This is a genomic window from Mesorhizobium sp. M0491, assembly GCF_040321265.1.
Lineage (GTDB): Bacteria > Pseudomonadota > Alphaproteobacteria > Rhizobiales > Rhizobiaceae > Mesorhizobium.
The window spans coordinates 150,190-167,622 of sequence record NZ_JAMYRE010000001.1 but is presented as its reverse complement, the minus strand read 5'-3'; the positions used below and the strand labels follow the sequence as shown (position 1 = coordinate 167,622).

Here is a 17,433-nt window from a genome sequence, read left to right as displayed (position 1 = left end):
GGTGGTTTCGTATTTGGGGGCTTGGATCAGAGTTTCAATGTTCTCAGCCGCAATGCGTTTGCGATCACCGACACCGAAGACAGGCTCATCGCCGCCGCCGCCAGCATCGGCGACAGAAGCGTGCCGGTGAGCGGATAGAGCACGCCGGCGGCGACCGGCACGCCAAGCACATTGTAGAGGAAGGCGAAGAACAGGTTCTGGCGGATGTTGCGGATCGTCGCCTGGGCCAGCGTGCGGGCGCGCACGATACCGTTGAGGTCGCCCTTGACCAGAGTGATACCGGCGCTTTCGACGGCGACATCGGCGCCGGTGCCCATGGCGATGCCGACATCGGCGGCGGCAAGGGCCGGTGCGTCATTGACGCCGTCGCCGGCCATGGCAACGCCGGCGCCCTTTGCGCGCAGTTCCTCGACAAGGGCTGCCTTCTGTTCCGGCAGCAGGCCGGCGCGGACCTCGTCGATGCCGAGGCTTCTGGCGATCGCGTTGGCCGTGCGTTCATTGTCGCCGGTTGCCATGATGATCCGCAAGCCGCTTTCATGCAGCGCCTTGATCGCCTCGGCCGTCGTTGCCTTGATAGGGTCGGCGACGGCGACGATGCCGGCCAGTTTTTTGTCGACAGCGACGAACATCGCCGTCTTGCCTTCGAGTTGCAACGCCTCGGCCTTGGCCGAGATGGATGCGATGTCGACGCCAAGGTCGGCCATCATCGCGGCATTGCCGAGCGCGACCGTCTTTCCCGAGACCGAACCGGACACGCCCTTGCCGGTGACCGCCTCGAAGGCGCTGGCCTCGGCAACTGTCACGCCGCGCGTAGCGGCGCCGTCGACGATGGCTTCAGCCAGCGGATGCTCCGACCCCTTCTCCAGACCGGCGGCAAGCGCCAGCAATTCCTCCTCGGAAAAACCGTTTGCCGCAACGACATCGGTCAGCTTCGGCCGGCCTTCGGTCAGCGTCCCCGTCTTGTCGACGATCAGCGTGTCGACGGAAGCGAAGCGTTCGAGTGCTGCGGCCTCCTTGATCAGCACACCGGCATGCGCTCCGCGCCCGGTGGCGGTCATGATCGACATCGGCGTGGCAAGGCCGAGCGCACAGGGGCAAGCGATAATCAGCACCGACACCGCCGAGACGATGGCAAAGATCAGGCTGGGCTCGGGTCCAAACACGGCCCAGGCGGTGAAAGCGACAATCGCGACAAGGACGACGGCCGGGACAAAGTAGAAAGAAACGCGATCGGCCAACCCTTGAATCGGGGCGCGCGAGCGCTGCGCCTTGGCGACGAGCTCGACGATGCGCGCCAGCGTCGTCTCGGCGCCAACCTTCTCAGCGCGCATGATCAGCGCACCATTCTTGTTGAGCGTGCCGCCGGTCAGCGCATCGCCCTCGACCTTCTCGACCGGCAACGGCTCGCCCGTGATCATCGATTCGTCGATCGAGGACCGCCCTTCCAGCACCGTGCCATCGACCGGCACGGCGTCACCGGGGCGTATGCGCAGGCGATCGCCGGCCTTGACGGCGTCGAGGGGCACGTCGTTTTCGGAACCATCGGCGGCAATCAGCCGCGCGGTCTTCGGCGCCAGATCGAGCAAGGCGCGGATCGCCGAACCGGTCTTTTCACGGGCGCGCAGCTCCAGCACCTGACCAAGGAAGACCAGCGCAACGATGACGGCGGCAGCCTCGAAATAGACGGGCACCGCACCGCCATGGCCGCGGAACTGATGCGGGAAAATGTCCGGAAACAGCGTGGCGACGACGCTGTAGAGATAGGCAGCGCCAACGCCGAGCGAGATCAGCGTCCACATGTTGGGGCTGCGGTTGACCAGCGAGTCCCAGCCGCGGTGGAAGAAGGGAAAGGCGGCCCAAAGCACCACCGGACTTGCCAGGACCAGTTCGATCCAGACCTTTGTCCGGTCCTCGACCAGGCTTTCAAACATCAAGCCGATCATGGGCGCCATTGCGATGATCAGAAGGGGGACCGAAAGGACAGCGCTCACCCAAAACCGCCTGGTGAAATCGACCAGCTCGGGATTTGGCCCTTCATCGCCCGTCGGCACGCCCATCGGCTCCAGCGCCATGCCACAGATCGGGCAGGATCCTGGCTTGTCGCGGATGATTTCGGGATGCATCGGGCAGGTGTATTGCGTGCCTTTGGGCATCGGCTGCGGTGCCGGCCTGTCGCCGAGATATTTTTGCGGCTCCGCCTCGAATTTCGCCTGGCAGGCGGCCGAGCAGAAGTAAAAGCCCTGGCCTTCGTGGCGGGCAAAGTGCCTGGCTGTCGCGCGATCGACGCTCATACCGCAGACCGGATCGGTGGCCGTCAGGAATTTTTCCGGCTCGGCGACGAATTTCGTGCGGCAGCCCTGGCTGCAGAAATGATAGGGATGGCCATCATGCTCGGTCGTCGGCTTGCCGGCGACCGGATCGACAGTCATGCCGCAGACCGGATCGCGGACGACGCTCTTCGTGGTGGGCACGGCGCCTTTTGTCGAGCAGCAGCTACTATGCGCGTGATGATCGTGATCGGAATGCGTCATTCGAAAATGCCTTGATTTATCGGCGTGTGACGTGGAGATAGGGCTTCCAGTAACTGGAAGGTCAAGGGCTGTTTCGACTTTTCTTCTCCGGTCCACGGCGCGTCCATCCTCCCCCAGAAAAAGTCTCACGCGGCAACACCACGCCTGCTAGAGAGCGAGCGTCCCGGGGGTGAGATTTTCTTTGGCAATGAAGCGTCTGGTCATCAATCTCGATCGGTCTCCCGATCGCCTTGCCCGTGTGACGGCGGAGTTTGCCCGCATCGGCGTCCCGTTCGAACGCGTTCAGGCCATCGACGCACGGGATCGGCCGGACCTGGACCAGCTGCCGCAAAATGTCGGATATCGGAACAGGCTGCCATTGACTGACGGCGAGATCGCCTGCCTGCTCAGTCACCGGGCCTGCTGGGCCGCCATAGCGCAAGGCGACGCTCGCTACGGGGCAATCTTCGAGGACGACATCGTCTTTGCCGCGAAAGCCGGCGCATTGCTTCGCGACAGCAACTGGATTCCAGCCGATGCCGAAGTCGTCAAGCTCGAAAGCTATTTTTGCAAGACCGTGATCCGACGCAAGCGCATTGACATCGGTCACGGCTTTTCCACATCCAAACTCGACGCTGGACATATAGGAACCGCCGGCTACATCATCTCCAGGCAAACCGCGCTCGACCTGATCAAGGCCACCGAGGAGATCGGCATCGCTGTCGACGACCTTGTCTTCAACCCCGAGTTTTCGGTTTTGCGAGGCGAGACAATCTATCAGCTTGTTCCTGCGCTCTGCGCGCAAGATCAGTTCCTTGGCGACAGGGCGCTCCAATTGCCAAGCCTGCTCAGGGAAAAGCGGGATATCCAGTGCGCCGCCGGGACCGGGAAACGCAGAAAGACAGCCATAGCGAAGGTCAAAGCCGAGGCTCGGCGGATAGGCAAGCGCATTGTCGATTTCTGTCGACTGAAGCGGAGAATGGTTATTCCATTTACTTATCCGAGCCAAAGCTCAACCGGGTCTTGAACCGGCTTTCAACGCCCCATACCCAGCGCCACGAAAACGCGCTATAGACGCCGCCGAACGGCAAGGCCGACTGGATATATGGCAAGAATCTCCCTGAAGCTCGACGAATTGATCGACGGCGAAGCCTTGCGCCGCGAGATGACCGCGCTGACCGCGGCCACGGCGGATGATGGCTCAGGGCAGGCCGCGCGCAATGGCGTGCTCCAACTGCTCAAGGGACGACTGGCGGAAGGGCGCGCCATTGCCGAACGAATGCTGATGGACGATGGCGGCGGCAGCGCCTGCGCGGCGCGGCTGTCGCATCTCATGGACGAGATCATCCGGGCGCTTTACGATTTCGCCGTCACCCATGTCTACCGGGTCAAGAACCCGTCCTCGGCGGAGCGCATGGCCGTCGTCGCTGTCGGCGGCTACGGCCGTGGAACGCTGGCGCCCGGATCCGACATCGACCTTCTGTTCCTGCTGCCCTACAAGCAGACGCCGTGGGGCGAACAGACAGTCGAATACATGCTCTACATGCTGTGGGACCTGGGGCTGAAGGTCGGCCACGCCACCCGTAACATCGACGAATGCCTGCGCCTGTCGCGCACCGATGTCACCATTCGCACCTCGATCCTCGAAGCACGTTTCCTGTGGGGCGAGGAAAAGCTCTATGATGAACTGATGCTGCGGTTCGATCATGAGGTGGTGCGCACGACCGGCCCCGAATATGTCCAGGCCAAGCTTGCCGAACGCGATGACCGCCATGCCAAGGCCGGCGAAAGCCGCTATCTGGTCGAGCCCAACGTCAAGGACGGCAAGGGCGGCCTGCGCGACCTGCAGACGCTGTTCTGGATCGGCAAATATTTCTATCGGGTGCGTACCGGCGAGGAACTGGTCGACAAGGGCGTCTTCACCGAGGGCGAATACCGCGAGTTCCAGAAGGCGGAGGATTTCCTGTGGGCGGTACGCTGCCACATGCATTTCCTCACCGGCAAGGCCGAAGAGCGGTTGCATTTCGACATCCAGCGCGAGATCGCCGAACGGCTCGGCTACACCACACACCCCGGCCTGTCGGCGGTCGAGCGCTTCATGAAGCACTACTTCCTCGTTGCCAAGGACGTCGGCGACCTGACCCGCATCTTCTGCGCGGCGCTCGAGGAGGAGCAGGCCAAGCACGTTCCTGGCTTCAACCGCATCTTCCTGACTTTCTCCAGGCGCAAACGCAAGCTGGCCGGCACCTCCGATTTCATTGTCGACAACCACCGCATCAACATCGCCGACGACCAGGTGTTCGAGCGCGATCCGGTCAATCTGCTCAGGCTGTTCTGGTTCGCCGACAAGCACGGTCTGGAATTCCACCCTGACGCGCTCAAGCTGCTGACCCGTTCGCTCGGCCTGGTCAACAAGTCGCTGCGGCGCGACGAGGAGGCCAACCGGCTGTTCCTCGACATATTGACCTCGGATCGCAATGCCGAACTCAATCTGCGTCGCATGAACGAAGCCGGACTGCTCGGCAGGCTGATCCCGGATTTCGGCAAGATCGTCGCCATGATGCAGTTCTCGATGTACCACCACTACACGGTGGACGAGCATCTGATCCGCTGCATCGGCGTGCTGGCCGAGATCGAGCGCGGCGACGGCGAAAAGGTCCACCCCCTCTCGCACACGCTGATGCCGGGCCTGAAGAAGAGCCGCGAGGCGCTCTATGTCGCCGTATTGCTGCACGACATTGCCAAGGGCAGGCCGGAGGACCATTCCGAGGCGGGGGCCAGGATCGCCCGTCGCATCTGCCCGCATATGGGGCTGTCGCCTGCCGATACCGAAACCGTGGCCTGGCTGGTCGAGAACCACCTCGTGATGTCGATGACGGCGCAGACCCGCGACCTCAACGACCGCAAGACCATCGAGGATTTTGCCGCGATCGTGCAGTCGGTCGAGCGGCTGAAGCTGCTTTTGATCCTCACCGTCTGCGACATCAGGGGCGTCGGACCCGGTGTCTGGAACGGCTGGAAGGGCCAGCTGCTGCGCACGCTCTACTACGAGACCGAATTGCTGCTGACCGGCGGGTTTTCGGAAGTGTCGCGCGCGCAGCGCACGGCGGCGGCGCGCGAGCGCCTGGCCGAGGCGCTTGCCGACTGGCCGGACAAGGCCCGCAAGCGCTATGTCGGCCAACACTACGAGAATTACCTTTTGACCGTCGATCTCGCAGACCAGTTGCGCCATGCCGAGTTCATCCGCGAAGCGGACGTGTCAGGCAACAAGCTTGCCACCATGGTCAAGACCCACCAGTTCGAGGCGGTGACCGAAATCACCGTGCTGGCGCAGGACCACCCCCGCCTGCTCTCGGTCATCGCCGGGGCTTGCGCCGGAGCCGGCGGCAACATTGTCGACGCGCAGATCTTCACGACGTCGGATGGCCGCGCGCTCGACACGATCCTGATCAGCAGAGAATTCGATCGCGACGAGGACGAGCGCCGGCGTGCCGAGCGTGTCGGCCGGCTGATCGAGGACGTGCTGTCGGGCAAGAGCTGGCTGCCGGAAATGATCGAGAAGCGCACCAAGCCGCGGCGCGGCTCCAAGGTGTTCAAGATCCCACCGCGTGCCGAAATCCGCAACACGCTGTCAAACCGTTTTTCGGTCATCGAGGTCGAGGGCCTCGACCGGCCGGGACTGCTGTCGGAGATCACCGGAACGCTTTCCGACCTGTCGCTCGACATCGCATCGGCCCACATCACCACCTTCGGCGAAAAGGTCATCGACACCTTCTATGTCACCGATCTCACTGGCCAGAAGATAGATAGCCCGGCCCGCATCGCCACCATCCGCAATCGGCTGATGGCAACGCTCGAAGGCATCGTGCCCGAACGCGGCGGCAAGCCCAGGGCGGCGGCCGAGTGACAACGACCATCACTTTGTCCCAATTGCGCAGGCAGTTCCCAAAAGCATGAGCCTCGTCAAGAAATTCGCAACGGTCGCTTCCGGCACGCTGATGAGCCGCGCGCTCGGTTTCGGCCGCGAGATGCTGATGGCTGCTGCACTCGGAACCGGACCGGTTGCCGATGCCTTCAACGCCGCTTTCCAGTTTCCCAACACCTTTCGCCGGCTGTTTGCCGAGGGGGCCTTCAACGCCGCCTTCGTGCCGCTATTCGCCAAGGAGATCGAGACCCACGGTACCGACGGCGCCAAGCGCTTTTCCGAGGAAGTGTTCGGCGTGCTGTTCACGGCGCTGCTGGCGCTGACGATCATCATGGAACTGTCGATGCCGCTGATCGTGCGCTATCTGGTGGCGCCGGGTTTTGCCGGCACGCCGGGGAAGTTCGACACCACGGTGACGCTGGCGACGATCATGTTTCCCTATCTGATCTGCATGTCGCTGGGTGCCATGATGGCGGGCATGCTGAATTCGCTGCGCCGCTATTTCGCCGCCGCGGTGGCACCGGTGTTCCTCAACATCATCCTGATCGGCGTGCTCGCCTATGCCTGGTACAAGGGCTCGGATGCCCTCACAGTCGGCTACGGGCTGTCCTGGGGCGTGCTTGCCGCCGGACTGGTGCAGTTGGCGATCGTCTGGGTGGCGGTGCGCCATGCCGGCATCTCGATCGGCTTTCGCCGTCCCAAAATGACGCCCGCGGTCAAGCGGCTGCTGATCCTGGCGCTGCCGGCGGCCATCACCGGCGGCATCACCCAGATCAACCAGCTGATCGGTACGGCGATCGCCTCGGCGCAGAACAGCGCGGTGTCCTCGCTCGCCTATGCCGACCGCATCTACCAGTTGCCGCTCGGCGTGGTCGGTGTTGCGGTGGCGATCGTGCTGTTGCCCGAACTGTCGCGGGCGCTGAAGTCGGGCAATCTGATCGAGGCGGCCAATCTGCAGAACCGCTCGGTCGAGTTCACGCTGTTCCTGACCTTGCCGGCAGCCGCGGCACTCTGGGTGATGTCTGAGCCGATCGTGCGGCTGGTCTATGAGCGCGGCGCGTTCGCCGCCAACGGATCGACGCCGACGGTGGCGGCGATCCTGGCGATCTTCGGCCTCGGCCTGCCGGCCTTCGTGCTGATCAAGGCGTTCACCCCAGGCTATTTCGCCCGCGAGGACACGCGCACGCCGATGATCTTTGCCGCCATCTCGGTGGCGGTGAACGTCACCACGGCGCTGACGCTGTTTCCACGGATGGGGGCGCCCGGCATTGCGGTGGCCTCGGCCGTCGCCGGCTGGGTCAACGCGGTGATGCTGCTCGGCGTCTTGATCCGGCGCGGCCATTGGGGCCGCGACGTACCGCTGATGAAGCGCATTCCACGTCTGGTGCTGTCCGCCGTGGTGATGGGCGCTGCGCTCTATTTTGCCGAACACTGGTTCGCCATCAGGCTTGGGCCGGGCTCGCCGCTGGTGGTCAAGGCGGCGACGCTGCTGTCGCTGGTTGCCGGTGGGGCGCTGCTTTATTTCATCACCGCGTTTGCCACCGGCGGCGCCGATTTCGGGATGATCCGGCGCAATGTCGGACGGAAAGGATCGCCGCCGACTAGGGAACAGTCTCCAGATCCGTGAGCCGGAATTTATTGCAATGTCCCACCCTCATTGCGACGATAGCGGCTGCTTCGACAAACATTAGTCTTCTCCAGACAATTCGTCGTAGACGGAGGGTGGCAAGGTGTTGCGCGCCTGCCCCCTCAGTTCAATTCCGAGTTCGGCCCGAAGCCGTGCCGCGGTCTCCAGCGGCGTCTCGCGGCTGCGCCTGCGCTGCAGTGCCTCTTGCATACCGACCACGCCGGCGGGGCGCTTCTGACCTTCAGATCCGGTGGGCATTCAAGGCGTCTCCTCCAAGGTCGCTATGTAATGCACCCGGCTGCCGCTCGCGTACATGATGAAGTGCTTGTTGCCAAAGCGGTCGTTTTTGACAGTGAGCGACGTAGTGAAGCGCGGAGCGTTTCGTGGCAATGGGGTCGTGGCGACGGGTGGCAGATGGCTCGCGGCTAGCCGCGATAGAAGCACGACTAATTGCCCTTCGGCCAGCGACTTCTCTGGGATGGAATCCTCCCATTGATCGGGCGCCCCGTGGCGTACAATCTTCCAAACTCGCGCCAAGTCTCCGGCCCCTGCTTTCCGCGAAGCATATAGGTGCTTTTGCATATTTCAAATTTCAAACTGAGACACTCCCGGTTTCTTGTCCCTGTTCCTTGTAGTCTGCTCCAAGGCCCAATGGCCTCTTGATCCTCTCACCGCTCTCGTCCATAAGCGCGCCGTCGCAAGACTTTCGCCGCGCGCGGTTTCCAGCCGCGTGATTGGCTCCGAAAAGTCTGCAACTTTTCGGAATCACGCTTATACGGCCCTCCACAAGCCATGAGGACAATCATGACCGCCTTCAAGCCACTCGTCTTTTCCGGTGTCCAGCCGACCGGCAATCTGCACCTCGGCAACTATCTCGGCGCCATCAAGAAATTCGTCGCCCTGCAGGAAACCTCCGATTGCATCTATTGCGTCGTCGACCTGCATTCGCTGACAGCTCAACTCGTTCATGAAGACCTAGCCGACCAGACGCGGTCGATCACCGCTGCGTTCCTGGCCTCGGGCATCGACCCGAAGAAGCACATCGTCTTCAATCAGTCGCGGGTCATGCAGCATGCGGAGCTCGCCTGGATCTTCAATTGCGTGGCGCGCATCGGCTGGATGAACCGCATGACGCAGTTCAAGGACAAGGCCGGCAAGGACCGCGAGAACGCGTCGCTCGGCCTGCTAGCCTATCCTTCGCTGATGGCTGCCGACATCCTGCTCTACCGTGCCACCCACGTGCCGGTGGGCGAGGACCAAAAGCAGCATCTGGAACTCACACGCGACATCGCGCAGAAATTCAACAACGACTTCTCCGACCGCATCGCGGCCCTTGGCATCGGCGTCGAGATGCAGGTCGGCGAAGAGACCGTGAACGGCTATTTCCCGCTGACCGAGCCGGTCATCGGTGGGCCGGCGGCGCGCATCATGTCGCTGCGCGACGGCTCCAAGAAAATGTCCAAATCGGACCCGTCGGATTTGTCGCGCATCAACCTGACCGACGATGCCGATGACATCTCGAAGAAGATCCGCAAGGCCAAAACCGACCCGGAAGCGTTGCCGAGCGAGCTGGACGGCCTGGCCGGCCGGCCCGAGGCGGAGAACCTGGTCGGCATCTATGCGGGTCTCGCCGAGATGTCGAAGGCGGATGTACTCAAGGAATTCGCCGGCCAGCAGTTTTCCGTGTTCAAGCCGGCCTTGGCCGATCTTGCAGTGGAAAAACTGGCGCCGATCGCCAGCGAGATGCGCCGCATTTCGGATGACCGCGCCTATGTCGACGCGGTCCTCAAGGATGGCGGCGAGCGCGCCGGCGTGCTGGCCGAAGCGACGATGAAGACGGTGCGCGACATTATCGGCCTGCTGCAGGGCTGATCGCGACATCGGGTGCACTGGCACAAGGCCGGCGGCTTGCCGCCGGTCCCCCGCAGTGGCAGATTGCGGCCGCACGACACCGAGTAGATAGACATGGTCTCCAAACGCCTCAGCCGCGAAGCCGGCCATCGCAGGAAATTCCTGACGATCATCGACGACACGCCGGAATGCGAGCGCGCCGTCGCCTATGCCTCGAAACGGGCGCAGAGCACCAGCGGCACGCTGGTGCTGCTCTATGTCATCGTGCCGGACGATTTCCAGCATTGGCTGGGTGTCGAGAAGATCATGCGCGAGGAAGCCAACGCCACGGCGCGCGCCGCACTCGACAGCTATGCCAACAAGGTGCGCCAGAAGCTCGGCATCGAGCCCGAGATGGTGGTGCGCGAAGGCAAGCCGACGGAAGAGATCCACAAATTGATCGAGGAAGACCAGGACATCGCCATCCTGGTGCTGGCCGCCGGTGCGGGCAAGGAAGGCCCGGGGCCGCTGGTCGGCGCCGTGGCCGGCAAGGGTGCCGCCTTCCCGATCCCGGTGACTGTCGTGCCGCAGAACCTGTCGGACGAGGAAATAGACAGCCTGGCCTGAGATTTTGCTCTTCAGGTGATGCCGCTCCGATTTTGGGCGCGAAAAAACATTCCGCCAGCCAGCCGTTCCGGCGATGCGTTTCGCTTGAATGTCCATCCAATTGAGCCTATTTAGAATTGTTCCAAACTAGATGCCCAAACGGGCACGGAGACGGCCATGTTCATCCAGACCGAATCGACGCCAAACCCGGCGACGCTGAAATTCCTGCCCGGCAAGGAAGTGCTTCTGGAAGGCACCGCCGATTTCCGCGATGCCGACAGCGCCGCCGTCGCCTCGCCGCTGGCCGGCCGGCTGTTCGAAATTCCTGGCGTCACCGGCGTTTTCTTCGGCTATGACTTCATCACCGTGACCAAGGATGGCCCCGACTGGCAGCATCTGAAGCCGGCGATCCTCGGCGCCATCATGGAGCATTTCATGTCCGGCGCGCCTGTCATGGCCAAGGCTGGCCCGGCCGCAGAGACCAGCCAGACCGGTGAGTTCTACGACAAGGCCGACGAGGAGCTGGTCATCACCATCAAGGAACTGCTCGATACACGGGTGCGCCCGGCGGTCGCCCAGGATGGAGGCGACATCACCTTCCGCGGCTTCGAGAACGGCACGGTGTTTCTGCACATGAAGGGCGCCTGCGCCGGCTGCCCGTCCTCGACGGCGACGCTGAAGCACGGCATCCAGAACCTTCTGCGCCATTTCGTGCCGGAAGTGCAGCAGGTCGAGCAGGTCTCGTAGAGACCTCCTTCTCGAGGCATTAGAGGCAAACAACAAAAAACCGGGCCGAATTGCCCGGTTTTCTGCTTTGGACGTCCGTTGTTGCCTAGACGGTCCGCGTACGAAAACTGCCTCTAGAGAACGATGACCTTGGCGCCGACCGAGGCGCGGTCATAGAGGTCGATAATGTCCTGATTCATCAGGCGGATGCAGCCAGACGACATAGCCTTGCCGATCGAATTCCACTCCGGGCTGCCATGCAGGCGATAGCCTGAATCACCGCCCTTGTTGAACAGGTACATGGCGCGCGCGCCGAGCGGGTTCTTCAGGCCCGGCTCCATGCCGCCGGCAAACTTTTCCAATTCCGGCTGGCGCTGGATCATCTGCCTCGGCGGCGTCCAGGTCGGCCATTCGCGCTTGAGCGCAATGTGGGCGGTGCCATGCCACTCGAAGCCCTCGCGGCCGACGCCGATGCCGTAGCGAATGGCCCTGCCGTCGCCCTCGATGAAGTAGAGGAACTTGTTCTGCGTATCGACGATGATCGTGCCCGGCTTTTCCGGGCTGTCGTAGTTCACTTCCTGCCGATGGTACTTCATCGGCACTTTCTCGATCGGGATGCGCGGCAGCTGATAACCGGCGTCGGTGACCGCGCCGTAGTCGTTGGAGAAGATCTGCGAGCCGATGGTGCTGCAACCGGCGATAGCAGTGGAGAGCGCCAGTGCGGCGATGATTGCAAACGACTTCATGCGCATCAGGTGATCCGGTGCCCCGCCCAACTTCGGCGGCACGAGTCGGCCGCTCTCTCATCGTCATTCATGCTGGCATTTGCTTTGCTTGCCAAGCGCGCGATGCCTATATGCCTGCCTTGACGTACCGGTAAGCGTATCACTATGGCATTTTGGCAACAGGACTCACAGGATTGTGAAGCAAATTCAAGGGGCCTGCTCCATGGGCTCCTGGAAATCGAGGAGAACCGTCATGAATGTCGGTGACGCCGCCCACCGCTCCGGCCTGCCGGCCAAGACTATCCGCTACTATGAAGAGATCGGCCTGATCGCCCCGGCGCGGGCCGCCAACGGCTACCGCGATTATTCCGGAGACGACATCCATCGGCTGGCCTTCCTGCGCCGCGCGCGCAATCTCGGCTTTTCCATCGACGATTGCCGCCAGTTGATGGCGCTTTACCAGGATCGCAGCCGCGCCAGCCACAACGTGCGCGAAATCGCCGCCGCCCATGTCACGGCGATCGAGGAGAAAGTGCGCGAGTTGCAGTCGATGCGCTCGACGCTGCAGAAACTGATCCATGCCTGCCACGGCGACGAAAGGCCGGATTGTCCGATCCTTGATGACATGGCGGGAGCGGCGTTGCTCAGCGACAGGGGCACCTCTGCGGCTGCATAATGACCCTACGTCGACGAGGCCCGACGCCTGGTCGACTCCTGCCGGGAGGACGTCCACAAATGGTCTCGATGAGCGTCGAACTGCGCAATATGGGGGGCACGCAGGCGGCCATGGGCTGGGCCGGCGGCCACACGATCATCGTCGACCGGCCCGAAGGCAAGGCCGGCGGCATGGGCCTGGGCTTCAATGGCGGCCAGCTGCTCGCCCTGGCGATCGGCGGCTACTTCTGCAACGACCTTCGCTACGTTGCCGAGGAAATGGGCATAACGCTCAACAAGATCGCCGTGACCGTGACGCTGAACCTCGAAGGCAAGCCTTTGCTCGCGACTTCGTCAACCATGACGGTTTCCTGCACGACGCTGGACGGCTCCGACCCGGCGGAGATCATCACAAGGGCCGCGGCGATTTCCACGGTCAGCAACTCCCTGCGCCAGGGCGTGCCGGTGAGCATCGAAACGGACGCAACGGCGACCGGCTTGTCGGAGGAATGATCCCCGGGAACAGGCGCATTTGGCCGCGTGGATTGTCAGAGATCGCTAAATAGGCCCACCGCCGGCACAGCAGAGCGATTGATCCAATTTTCTTCGGCATCTGGGCGCGTCAATCTGACGCGCTATGTCTTCCCTTGTTGCAATGATCAACGATGGAGATTGGCATGGATCGGCGATTGTTTCTGACTAGAATGCTTGGGCTGGCAGGGGCTGCGACCGTCGTCGCAATCGCGCGTCCTGCCACCGCCTTGGCCGGCATCCCCAATACGGGGCCGGGCATTCTCGATGAGCTCGACAAACCGTCCGACGACATTCTCGACCCGGATGGTCCCGATGTCCAGGACGGCGTCGAGTTCGTGCGGCACCGCAGGTGGCACCGCCGCCGTCGTCGACGCGGGTGGAGGCGGGTTTGCCGTCGCTATTGGCGCCACGGTTCCTGGCGCCGCAGGTGTTTCCGCAGATCCTTCTGGATCCACTTCTGACGAGACCTGCAACGCGAAGGTCCCGGAGTCCGCCGGCGCCTTCGCTATCGCTGCAGGCTTGAACCCAATCGGTAAAAAAGGCCCGCCGCCCCTCGGCAGCGGGCAGGTCCTGGAGTGCCGGGGGATCAACCCGGCATGGGTCAACGAGCGGGTCACCGGTTGGTTGCAGGGATCGGCCCGGTAGCCTTCCTTTGGGTGGACCGCCACCGGGCCTGACCGGAGCGGGGTGTATTGGGGGAGCCCCGGCTGCTTCGAAAATATCACCTTTCACTTATATTCGCTCTAGCTAATTAACAGGAGCGACGCAGCCCGGAGTGTAGCTGGGTGGGCCTCATCGGACAGGCGCGCGCCCTTGCAATCGACGAGACTCTGCGCCGCTCGCGGCGAGGCACGATCACGGGAAAGTGAACGTGACGCCATCGTAGCGTTCTGATCATTAGATGCCTCCCGCCACTGGAGGTTCATCGAATGCCAGCTTATGCCATTCTTGCCCTGGCTATTGTCGGTGAGGTCATCGCGACCAGCGCGATGAGGCCTCGGAAGGCTTCACCAGGCTTGGCCCGTCGATGTTGGTGCTGCTCGGTTACGCCACGGCGTTTTTCTTTCTGTCCCAGGTGCTGGACCGCATACCGGTCGGCGTTGCCTATGCAGTATGGGCGGGCGGCGGCATTGTTCTGGTCGCGCTGGTCGCTTGGATTGTCTACGGGCAACGGCCCGACGTGGCAGGTTTTGTCGGCATGGGCCTGATCTTGGCTGGAGTGCTGGTTTTAAACCTGCTGTCCAAAACGGGCGTTCATTGAGGTCCGACAACTACACGATCGCCTACATAAAGGCGGTTATATATTTGACAGGCCTAACGCCAAAATGGCCGGCGCAGGTTGCCGGATGAATGATGATCCGCGCCGGCCACTGCGGCTTCTTTGAGGGGTTGCCGCCTGCCGGGAGCTAGAGCGCGCGAATTGGCCGGCAATTGAGGCCCAGCCGCTTGGTTAAAAATGTACAGTGAATCCTTATTGAAGCCACCTCACAGCGTATTAAAATCCCAAGGTCACCGGCTACGGGTTAACGGCGCACCGGTGATTGAGAGTAACGCTAAGCTCCCGCCCTTATGGATGGGAGGTTGGCCATGTCTCAGTTCGATAGCTCGGTATCGGCTTTTGACTGCGATATTTTGCGCAGCGCGTTCATAAAAATCGTCATCCAGAAGAACATTCCAGAGGACAAATGGCGGGCCGAGGCCGAGCTTTTGATCCGGGAGTATACGGATAGCGACGACATTGAGCCCGGTTTAGCGGAATGGATCGCGCGGAAGTAGCCCGCGATGAAAGAGTGGAAGCCCGACGATTACCTGAAAGCGCCCACATAAAACAGGTTCAAACCGTGAACAGAATCTGGCATGGTGCCTGGCATGCCGATCATCTCCCCCATCCCCATCAATCCTCTCATCGACGGCCGCCAGTCCGAACGCGCCATGCTGGTGCGGCGCGGCGTACAGCGGCTGCTCATGGATATGGGCGCACATGTGTTGCCCGAGCTGTCGCTGGCCACGGGCCGCCGCGCCGACCTCGTCGCGCTGACCCGGCAGGGCGATATCTGGATAATCGAGATCAAATCCTCGATCGAGGATTTCAGGGTCGACCGCAAATGGCCCGACTACCGGCTGCATTCCGACCGCTTCTTCTTCGCCACCCATCCCGGCGTGCCCTCGGAAATCTTTCCGCAGGAATGCGGCTTCATCCTTTCCGACGGCTATGGCGCCGAGATCCTGCGCGATGCGCCCGAGCACCGCATGGCAGCGGCAACGCGCAAGGCGCTGATGCTGCGGGTCGCGCGGGCCGGCGCTTCGCGGCTGCTGGCGGCAGAGCTTGCCGGCGTGTCGGTGCCGGCGCTGGAGGGTGAGAGCGAGTAACGGCCCGTCCTTCAGTCTATGACCGGCTCTGCTCTTCATCGTCCTCCACGCCACCCTTGGCGGGCGCCATGAGCAGCACGGCAGCACCCAGAATTGCGGCGATGAAGGAGCCGGCGAGGATGCCGACCTTGACCGCGTCCTGCAGCGCCACGTCGCCGGCGAAGGCGAGCAGGCCGATGAACAGGCTCATGGTGAAGCCGATGCCGCACAGCAGCGATATGCCGATCATGTGCGTCCAGCCGGCATTGGCGGGCAGGTCGGCAAGACCGAGCCGGATCGCAAGTGCCGAGGAGCCGAACACGCCGACCAGCTTGCCAACCACCAGGCCGGCGGCGACACCCAGCGTCAACGGCTCGATCAGCGCACTGACGCTGAGGCCGGCCAGCGAAACGCCGGCATTGGCAAAGCCGAAGATCGGGATGACGACGAAGGCCACAATCTTGTGCAGGCCGTGCTCGAGCCGGTGCAGCGGCGAATGGTCGAGATCGTGGCCGATGCCGGCGGAGCGCTCAAGCGGGATGGTCAGCGCCAGCGCCACGCCGGCGAGCGTGGCATGGACGCCGGATTTCAGCACCAGCATCCACAAGATGACGCCGAGCACGAGATAGGGAACCAGCGTCATCACCCGCATGCGGTTGAGCACGACAAGCGCGGCAATGACGGCGAAGGCAGCACCCAGATAAGCCAGCGACAGGCCGCTGGTGTAGAAGATGGCGATGATGATGACGGCACCGAGGTCGTCGATGATCGCCAGTGCTGTGAGGAACACCTTCAGCGAAGCCGGCACGCGGCTGCCGAGCAGCGACAGCACGCCGAGCGCGAAAGCGATGTCGGTGGCGGTCGGGATCGCCCAGCCGGACAGGGCGGCCGCATTGTCGCGGTTGACGGCCACATAGACGAGTGCGGGAACCACCATGCCGCCGGCGGCTGCAATGCCGGGCAGCACGCGCCGGGGCCAGGTGGAGAGCTGGCCGTCCAGCATCTCGCGCTTGATCTCCAGTCCGACGAGCAGGAAGAACACCGCCATCAGCCCGTCATTGACCCAATGCGAGACGCTGAGCGGGCCGAGATAGGCGTGGAGCGCGGAGAAATAGGTTTCGGCGAGCGGCGAATTGGCGACGATCAGGGCCAGTGCCGCCGCCACCATCAGGATGATGCCGCCAGCCGCTTCACTATCGAGGAATTCGCGGAAGACGGAAACCGGCCGATGCTTCAAGTCCTGCATGTCGCCTCCGTCATGCCGTCTGTTTTGGCGGGCTTCGATCCCGCAAGATGGGAAACGGCGGCCTTAACGCGGCGCCCGCTTGGCCAGTATGCGCTGCAAGGTGCGTCGGTGCATGTTGAGCCGGCGCGCTGTCTCGGAGACGTTGCGCTCGCACATCTCATAGACGCGCTGGATATGCTCCCATCGAACGCGGTCGGCTGACATCGGGTTTTCCGGCGGCGCCGCGCGCTCGCCGGCGGTGCGGGTGAGTGCCGCGAAGATATCATCGGCGTCGGCGGGCTTGGAGAGATAATCGACCGCACCGAGCTTCACCGCGGTCACCGCGGTGGCGATGTTGCCGTAGCCGGTCAGGATGATGGTGCGGGAATCCTCGCGCTTTTCGCGGATGGCCGCGACCACGTCGAGGCCGTTGCCGTCGCCGAGCCGCATGTCGACCACGGCGTAGGCGGGTGGATTGGCGCGCGCCTTGGCAACCGCCTCCTCGACGCTCTCGGCCGTCTCGACCACGAAGCCCCTGGCTTCCATGGCGCGGGCCAGACGCGTGAGGAACGGCTTGTCGTCATCGACGACAAGCAGCGAGGTGTCCTCGCCTTCAACCATTGCGCCAATATTCTCGTCGCCTGTCATAGTCTCAAAATTCCTGCTGCCTTAATTTTACGCAAATATAGTTCCTGAGCCTCCTTGTCCAATTTTTAGAGGTC

At 62.8% G+C, this 17,433-nt stretch carries 15 protein-coding genes and 1 pseudogene; 11 read left to right on the top strand and 5 right to left on the bottom strand.

Annotated elements, in window-relative coordinates:
• Positions 1-26: 26 nt before the first annotated feature.
• Positions 27-2,531 carry a heavy metal translocating P-type ATPase gene (locus NKI69_RS00740; RefSeq protein ID WP_352719569.1) on the bottom strand — a complete coding sequence of 835 codons (2,505 nt, stop codon included), beginning with the start codon at positions 2,529-2,531 and terminating at the stop codon, positions 27-29.
• 187 nt (positions 2,532-2,718) lie between these two features.
• On the opposite strand from NKI69_RS00740, the gene NKI69_RS00735 reads away from it, so the two are divergent.
• The 3 genes from NKI69_RS00735 to murJ all read left to right on the top strand — a co-directional run bounded on the left by NKI69_RS00735 (position 2,719) and on the right by murJ (position 8,062).
• Complete coding sequence (locus NKI69_RS00735; RefSeq protein WP_128302885.1) at positions 2,719-3,537, top strand: glycosyltransferase family 25 protein; 819 nt, start codon at positions 2,719-2,721, stop codon at positions 3,535-3,537.
• A 78-nt stretch (positions 3,538-3,615) separates the two neighbouring features.
• On the top strand, positions 3,616-6,417 hold the full coding sequence (locus NKI69_RS00730) for a [protein-PII] uridylyltransferase (protein ID WP_127289968.1): 2,802 nt from the start codon (positions 3,616-3,618) through the stop codon (positions 6,415-6,417).
• A 46-nt stretch (positions 6,418-6,463) separates the two neighbouring features.
• Positions 6,464-8,062 (top strand): murein biosynthesis integral membrane protein MurJ, encoded by a 1,599-nt coding sequence (murJ, locus tag NKI69_RS00725; RefSeq protein WP_352719568.1) that lies wholly within the window; start codon positions 6,464-6,466, stop codon positions 8,060-8,062.
• A 60-nt stretch (positions 8,063-8,122) separates the two neighbouring features.
• On the opposite strand, the gene NKI69_RS00720 is transcribed toward murJ, so the two are convergent.
• On the bottom strand, positions 8,123-8,320 hold the full coding sequence (locus NKI69_RS00720; protein ID WP_050592693.1) for a hypothetical protein: 198 nt from the start codon (positions 8,318-8,320) through the stop codon (positions 8,123-8,125).
• A gap of 546 nt (positions 8,321-8,866) precedes the next feature.
• Between NKI69_RS00720 and trpS the strand changes: the two genes are divergently transcribed.
• From trpS to NKI69_RS00705, 3 genes are all read left to right on the top strand, one after another.
• Positions 8,867-9,934 (top strand): tryptophan--tRNA ligase, encoded by a 1,068-nt coding sequence (gene trpS, locus NKI69_RS00715; RefSeq protein WP_128302884.1) that lies wholly within the window; start codon positions 8,867-8,869, stop codon positions 9,932-9,934.
• 93 nt (positions 9,935-10,027) lie between these two features.
• The gene (locus NKI69_RS00710) at positions 10,028-10,519 is read left to right on the top strand and encodes a universal stress protein (protein ID WP_013528063.1); all 492 of its coding nucleotides are present in this window, start codon (positions 10,028-10,030) and stop codon (positions 10,517-10,519) included.
• 156 nt (positions 10,520-10,675) lie between these two features.
• Positions 10,676-11,245, top strand: coding sequence for a NifU family protein (locus NKI69_RS00705; protein WP_023811631.1), 570 nt, complete (start codon positions 10,676-10,678; stop codon positions 11,243-11,245).
• 113 nt (positions 11,246-11,358) lie between these two features.
• Here NKI69_RS00705 and NKI69_RS00700 read toward each other — a convergent pair whose 3' ends face one another.
• Positions 11,359-11,976 carry a L,D-transpeptidase gene (locus tag NKI69_RS00700; protein WP_013528066.1) on the bottom strand — a complete coding sequence of 206 codons (618 nt, stop codon included), beginning with the start codon at positions 11,974-11,976 and terminating at the stop codon, positions 11,359-11,361.
• 226 nt (positions 11,977-12,202) lie between these two features.
• Here NKI69_RS00700 and cueR point away from each other — a divergent pair, with 226 nt between their 5' ends.
• From cueR to NKI69_RS00675, 5 genes and pseudogenes are all read left to right on the top strand, one after another.
• Positions 12,203-12,625, top strand: a complete 423-nt coding sequence (gene cueR, locus NKI69_RS00695) for a Cu(I)-responsive transcriptional regulator (RefSeq protein ID WP_023811630.1) — start codon at positions 12,203-12,205, stop codon at positions 12,623-12,625.
• Between the two features lie 59 nt (positions 12,626-12,684).
• Entirely contained in the window at positions 12,685-13,116 is a 432-nt protein-coding gene (locus NKI69_RS00690; RefSeq protein WP_023811629.1) for an OsmC family protein, read from the top strand.
• 950 nt (positions 13,117-14,066) lie between these two features.
• Positions 14,067-14,398, top strand: a pseudogene (locus NKI69_RS00685) (SMR family transporter).
• A gap of 326 nt (positions 14,399-14,724) precedes the next feature.
• Positions 14,725-14,913, top strand: a complete 189-nt coding sequence (locus tag NKI69_RS00680) for a hypothetical protein (protein WP_127289952.1) — start codon at positions 14,725-14,727, stop codon at positions 14,911-14,913.
• 93 nt (positions 14,914-15,006) lie between these two features.
• Entirely contained in the window at positions 15,007-15,507 is a 501-nt protein-coding gene (locus NKI69_RS00675; RefSeq protein WP_023811626.1) for an MmcB family DNA repair protein, read from the top strand.
• Positions 15,508-15,523: 16 nt separating this feature from the next.
• On the opposite strand, the gene nhaA is transcribed toward NKI69_RS00675, so the two are convergent.
• On the bottom strand, positions 15,524-16,732 hold the full coding sequence (nhaA, locus tag NKI69_RS00670; protein ID WP_023811625.1) for a Na+/H+ antiporter NhaA: 1,209 nt from the start codon (positions 16,730-16,732) through the stop codon (positions 15,524-15,526).
• Between the two features lie 63 nt (positions 16,733-16,795).
• On the bottom strand, positions 16,796-17,359 hold the full coding sequence (locus NKI69_RS00665; RefSeq protein ID WP_013528072.1) for an ActR/PrrA/RegA family redox response regulator transcription factor: 564 nt from the start codon (positions 17,357-17,359) through the stop codon (positions 16,796-16,798).
• Between the last annotated feature and the right edge of the window lie 74 nt (positions 17,360-17,433).

Excerpts from the sequence above, each read along its gene's own strand:
- NKI69_RS00740 (WP_352719569.1), bottom strand. The coding sequence starts at position 2,531 with ATGACGCATTCCGATCACGATCATCACGCGCATAGTAGCTGCTGCTCG.
- NKI69_RS00735 (WP_128302885.1), top strand. The coding sequence starts at position 2,719 with ATGAAGCGTCTGGTCATCAATCTCGATCGGTCTCCCGATCGCCTTGCC.
- NKI69_RS00730 (WP_127289968.1), top strand. The coding sequence starts at position 3,616 with ATGGCAAGAATCTCCCTGAAGCTCGACGAATTGATCGACGGCGAAGCC.
- murJ (WP_352719568.1), top strand. The coding sequence starts at position 6,464 with ATGAGCCTCGTCAAGAAATTCGCAACGGTCGCTTCCGGCACGCTGATG.
- NKI69_RS00720 (WP_050592693.1), bottom strand. The coding sequence starts at position 8,320 with ATGCCCACCGGATCTGAAGGTCAGAAGCGCCCCGCCGGCGTGGTCGGT.
- trpS (WP_128302884.1), top strand. The coding sequence starts at position 8,867 with ATGACCGCCTTCAAGCCACTCGTCTTTTCCGGTGTCCAGCCGACCGGC.
- NKI69_RS00710 (WP_013528063.1), top strand. The coding sequence starts at position 10,028 with ATGGTCTCCAAACGCCTCAGCCGCGAAGCCGGCCATCGCAGGAAATTC.
- NKI69_RS00705 (WP_023811631.1), top strand. The coding sequence starts at position 10,676 with ATGTTCATCCAGACCGAATCGACGCCAAACCCGGCGACGCTGAAATTC.
- NKI69_RS00700 (WP_013528066.1), bottom strand. The coding sequence starts at position 11,976 with ATGCGCATGAAGTCGTTTGCAATCATCGCCGCACTGGCGCTCTCCACT.
- cueR (WP_023811630.1), top strand. The coding sequence starts at position 12,203 with ATGAATGTCGGTGACGCCGCCCACCGCTCCGGCCTGCCGGCCAAGACT.
- NKI69_RS00690 (WP_023811629.1), top strand. The coding sequence starts at position 12,685 with ATGGTCTCGATGAGCGTCGAACTGCGCAATATGGGGGGCACGCAGGCG.
- NKI69_RS00680 (WP_127289952.1), top strand. The coding sequence starts at position 14,725 with ATGTCTCAGTTCGATAGCTCGGTATCGGCTTTTGACTGCGATATTTTG.
- NKI69_RS00675 (WP_023811626.1), top strand. The coding sequence starts at position 15,007 with ATGCCGATCATCTCCCCCATCCCCATCAATCCTCTCATCGACGGCCGC.
- nhaA (WP_023811625.1), bottom strand. The coding sequence starts at position 16,732 with ATGCAGGACTTGAAGCATCGGCCGGTTTCCGTCTTCCGCGAATTCCTC.
- NKI69_RS00665 (WP_013528072.1), bottom strand. The coding sequence starts at position 17,359 with ATGACAGGCGACGAGAATATTGGCGCAATGGTTGAAGGCGAGGACACC.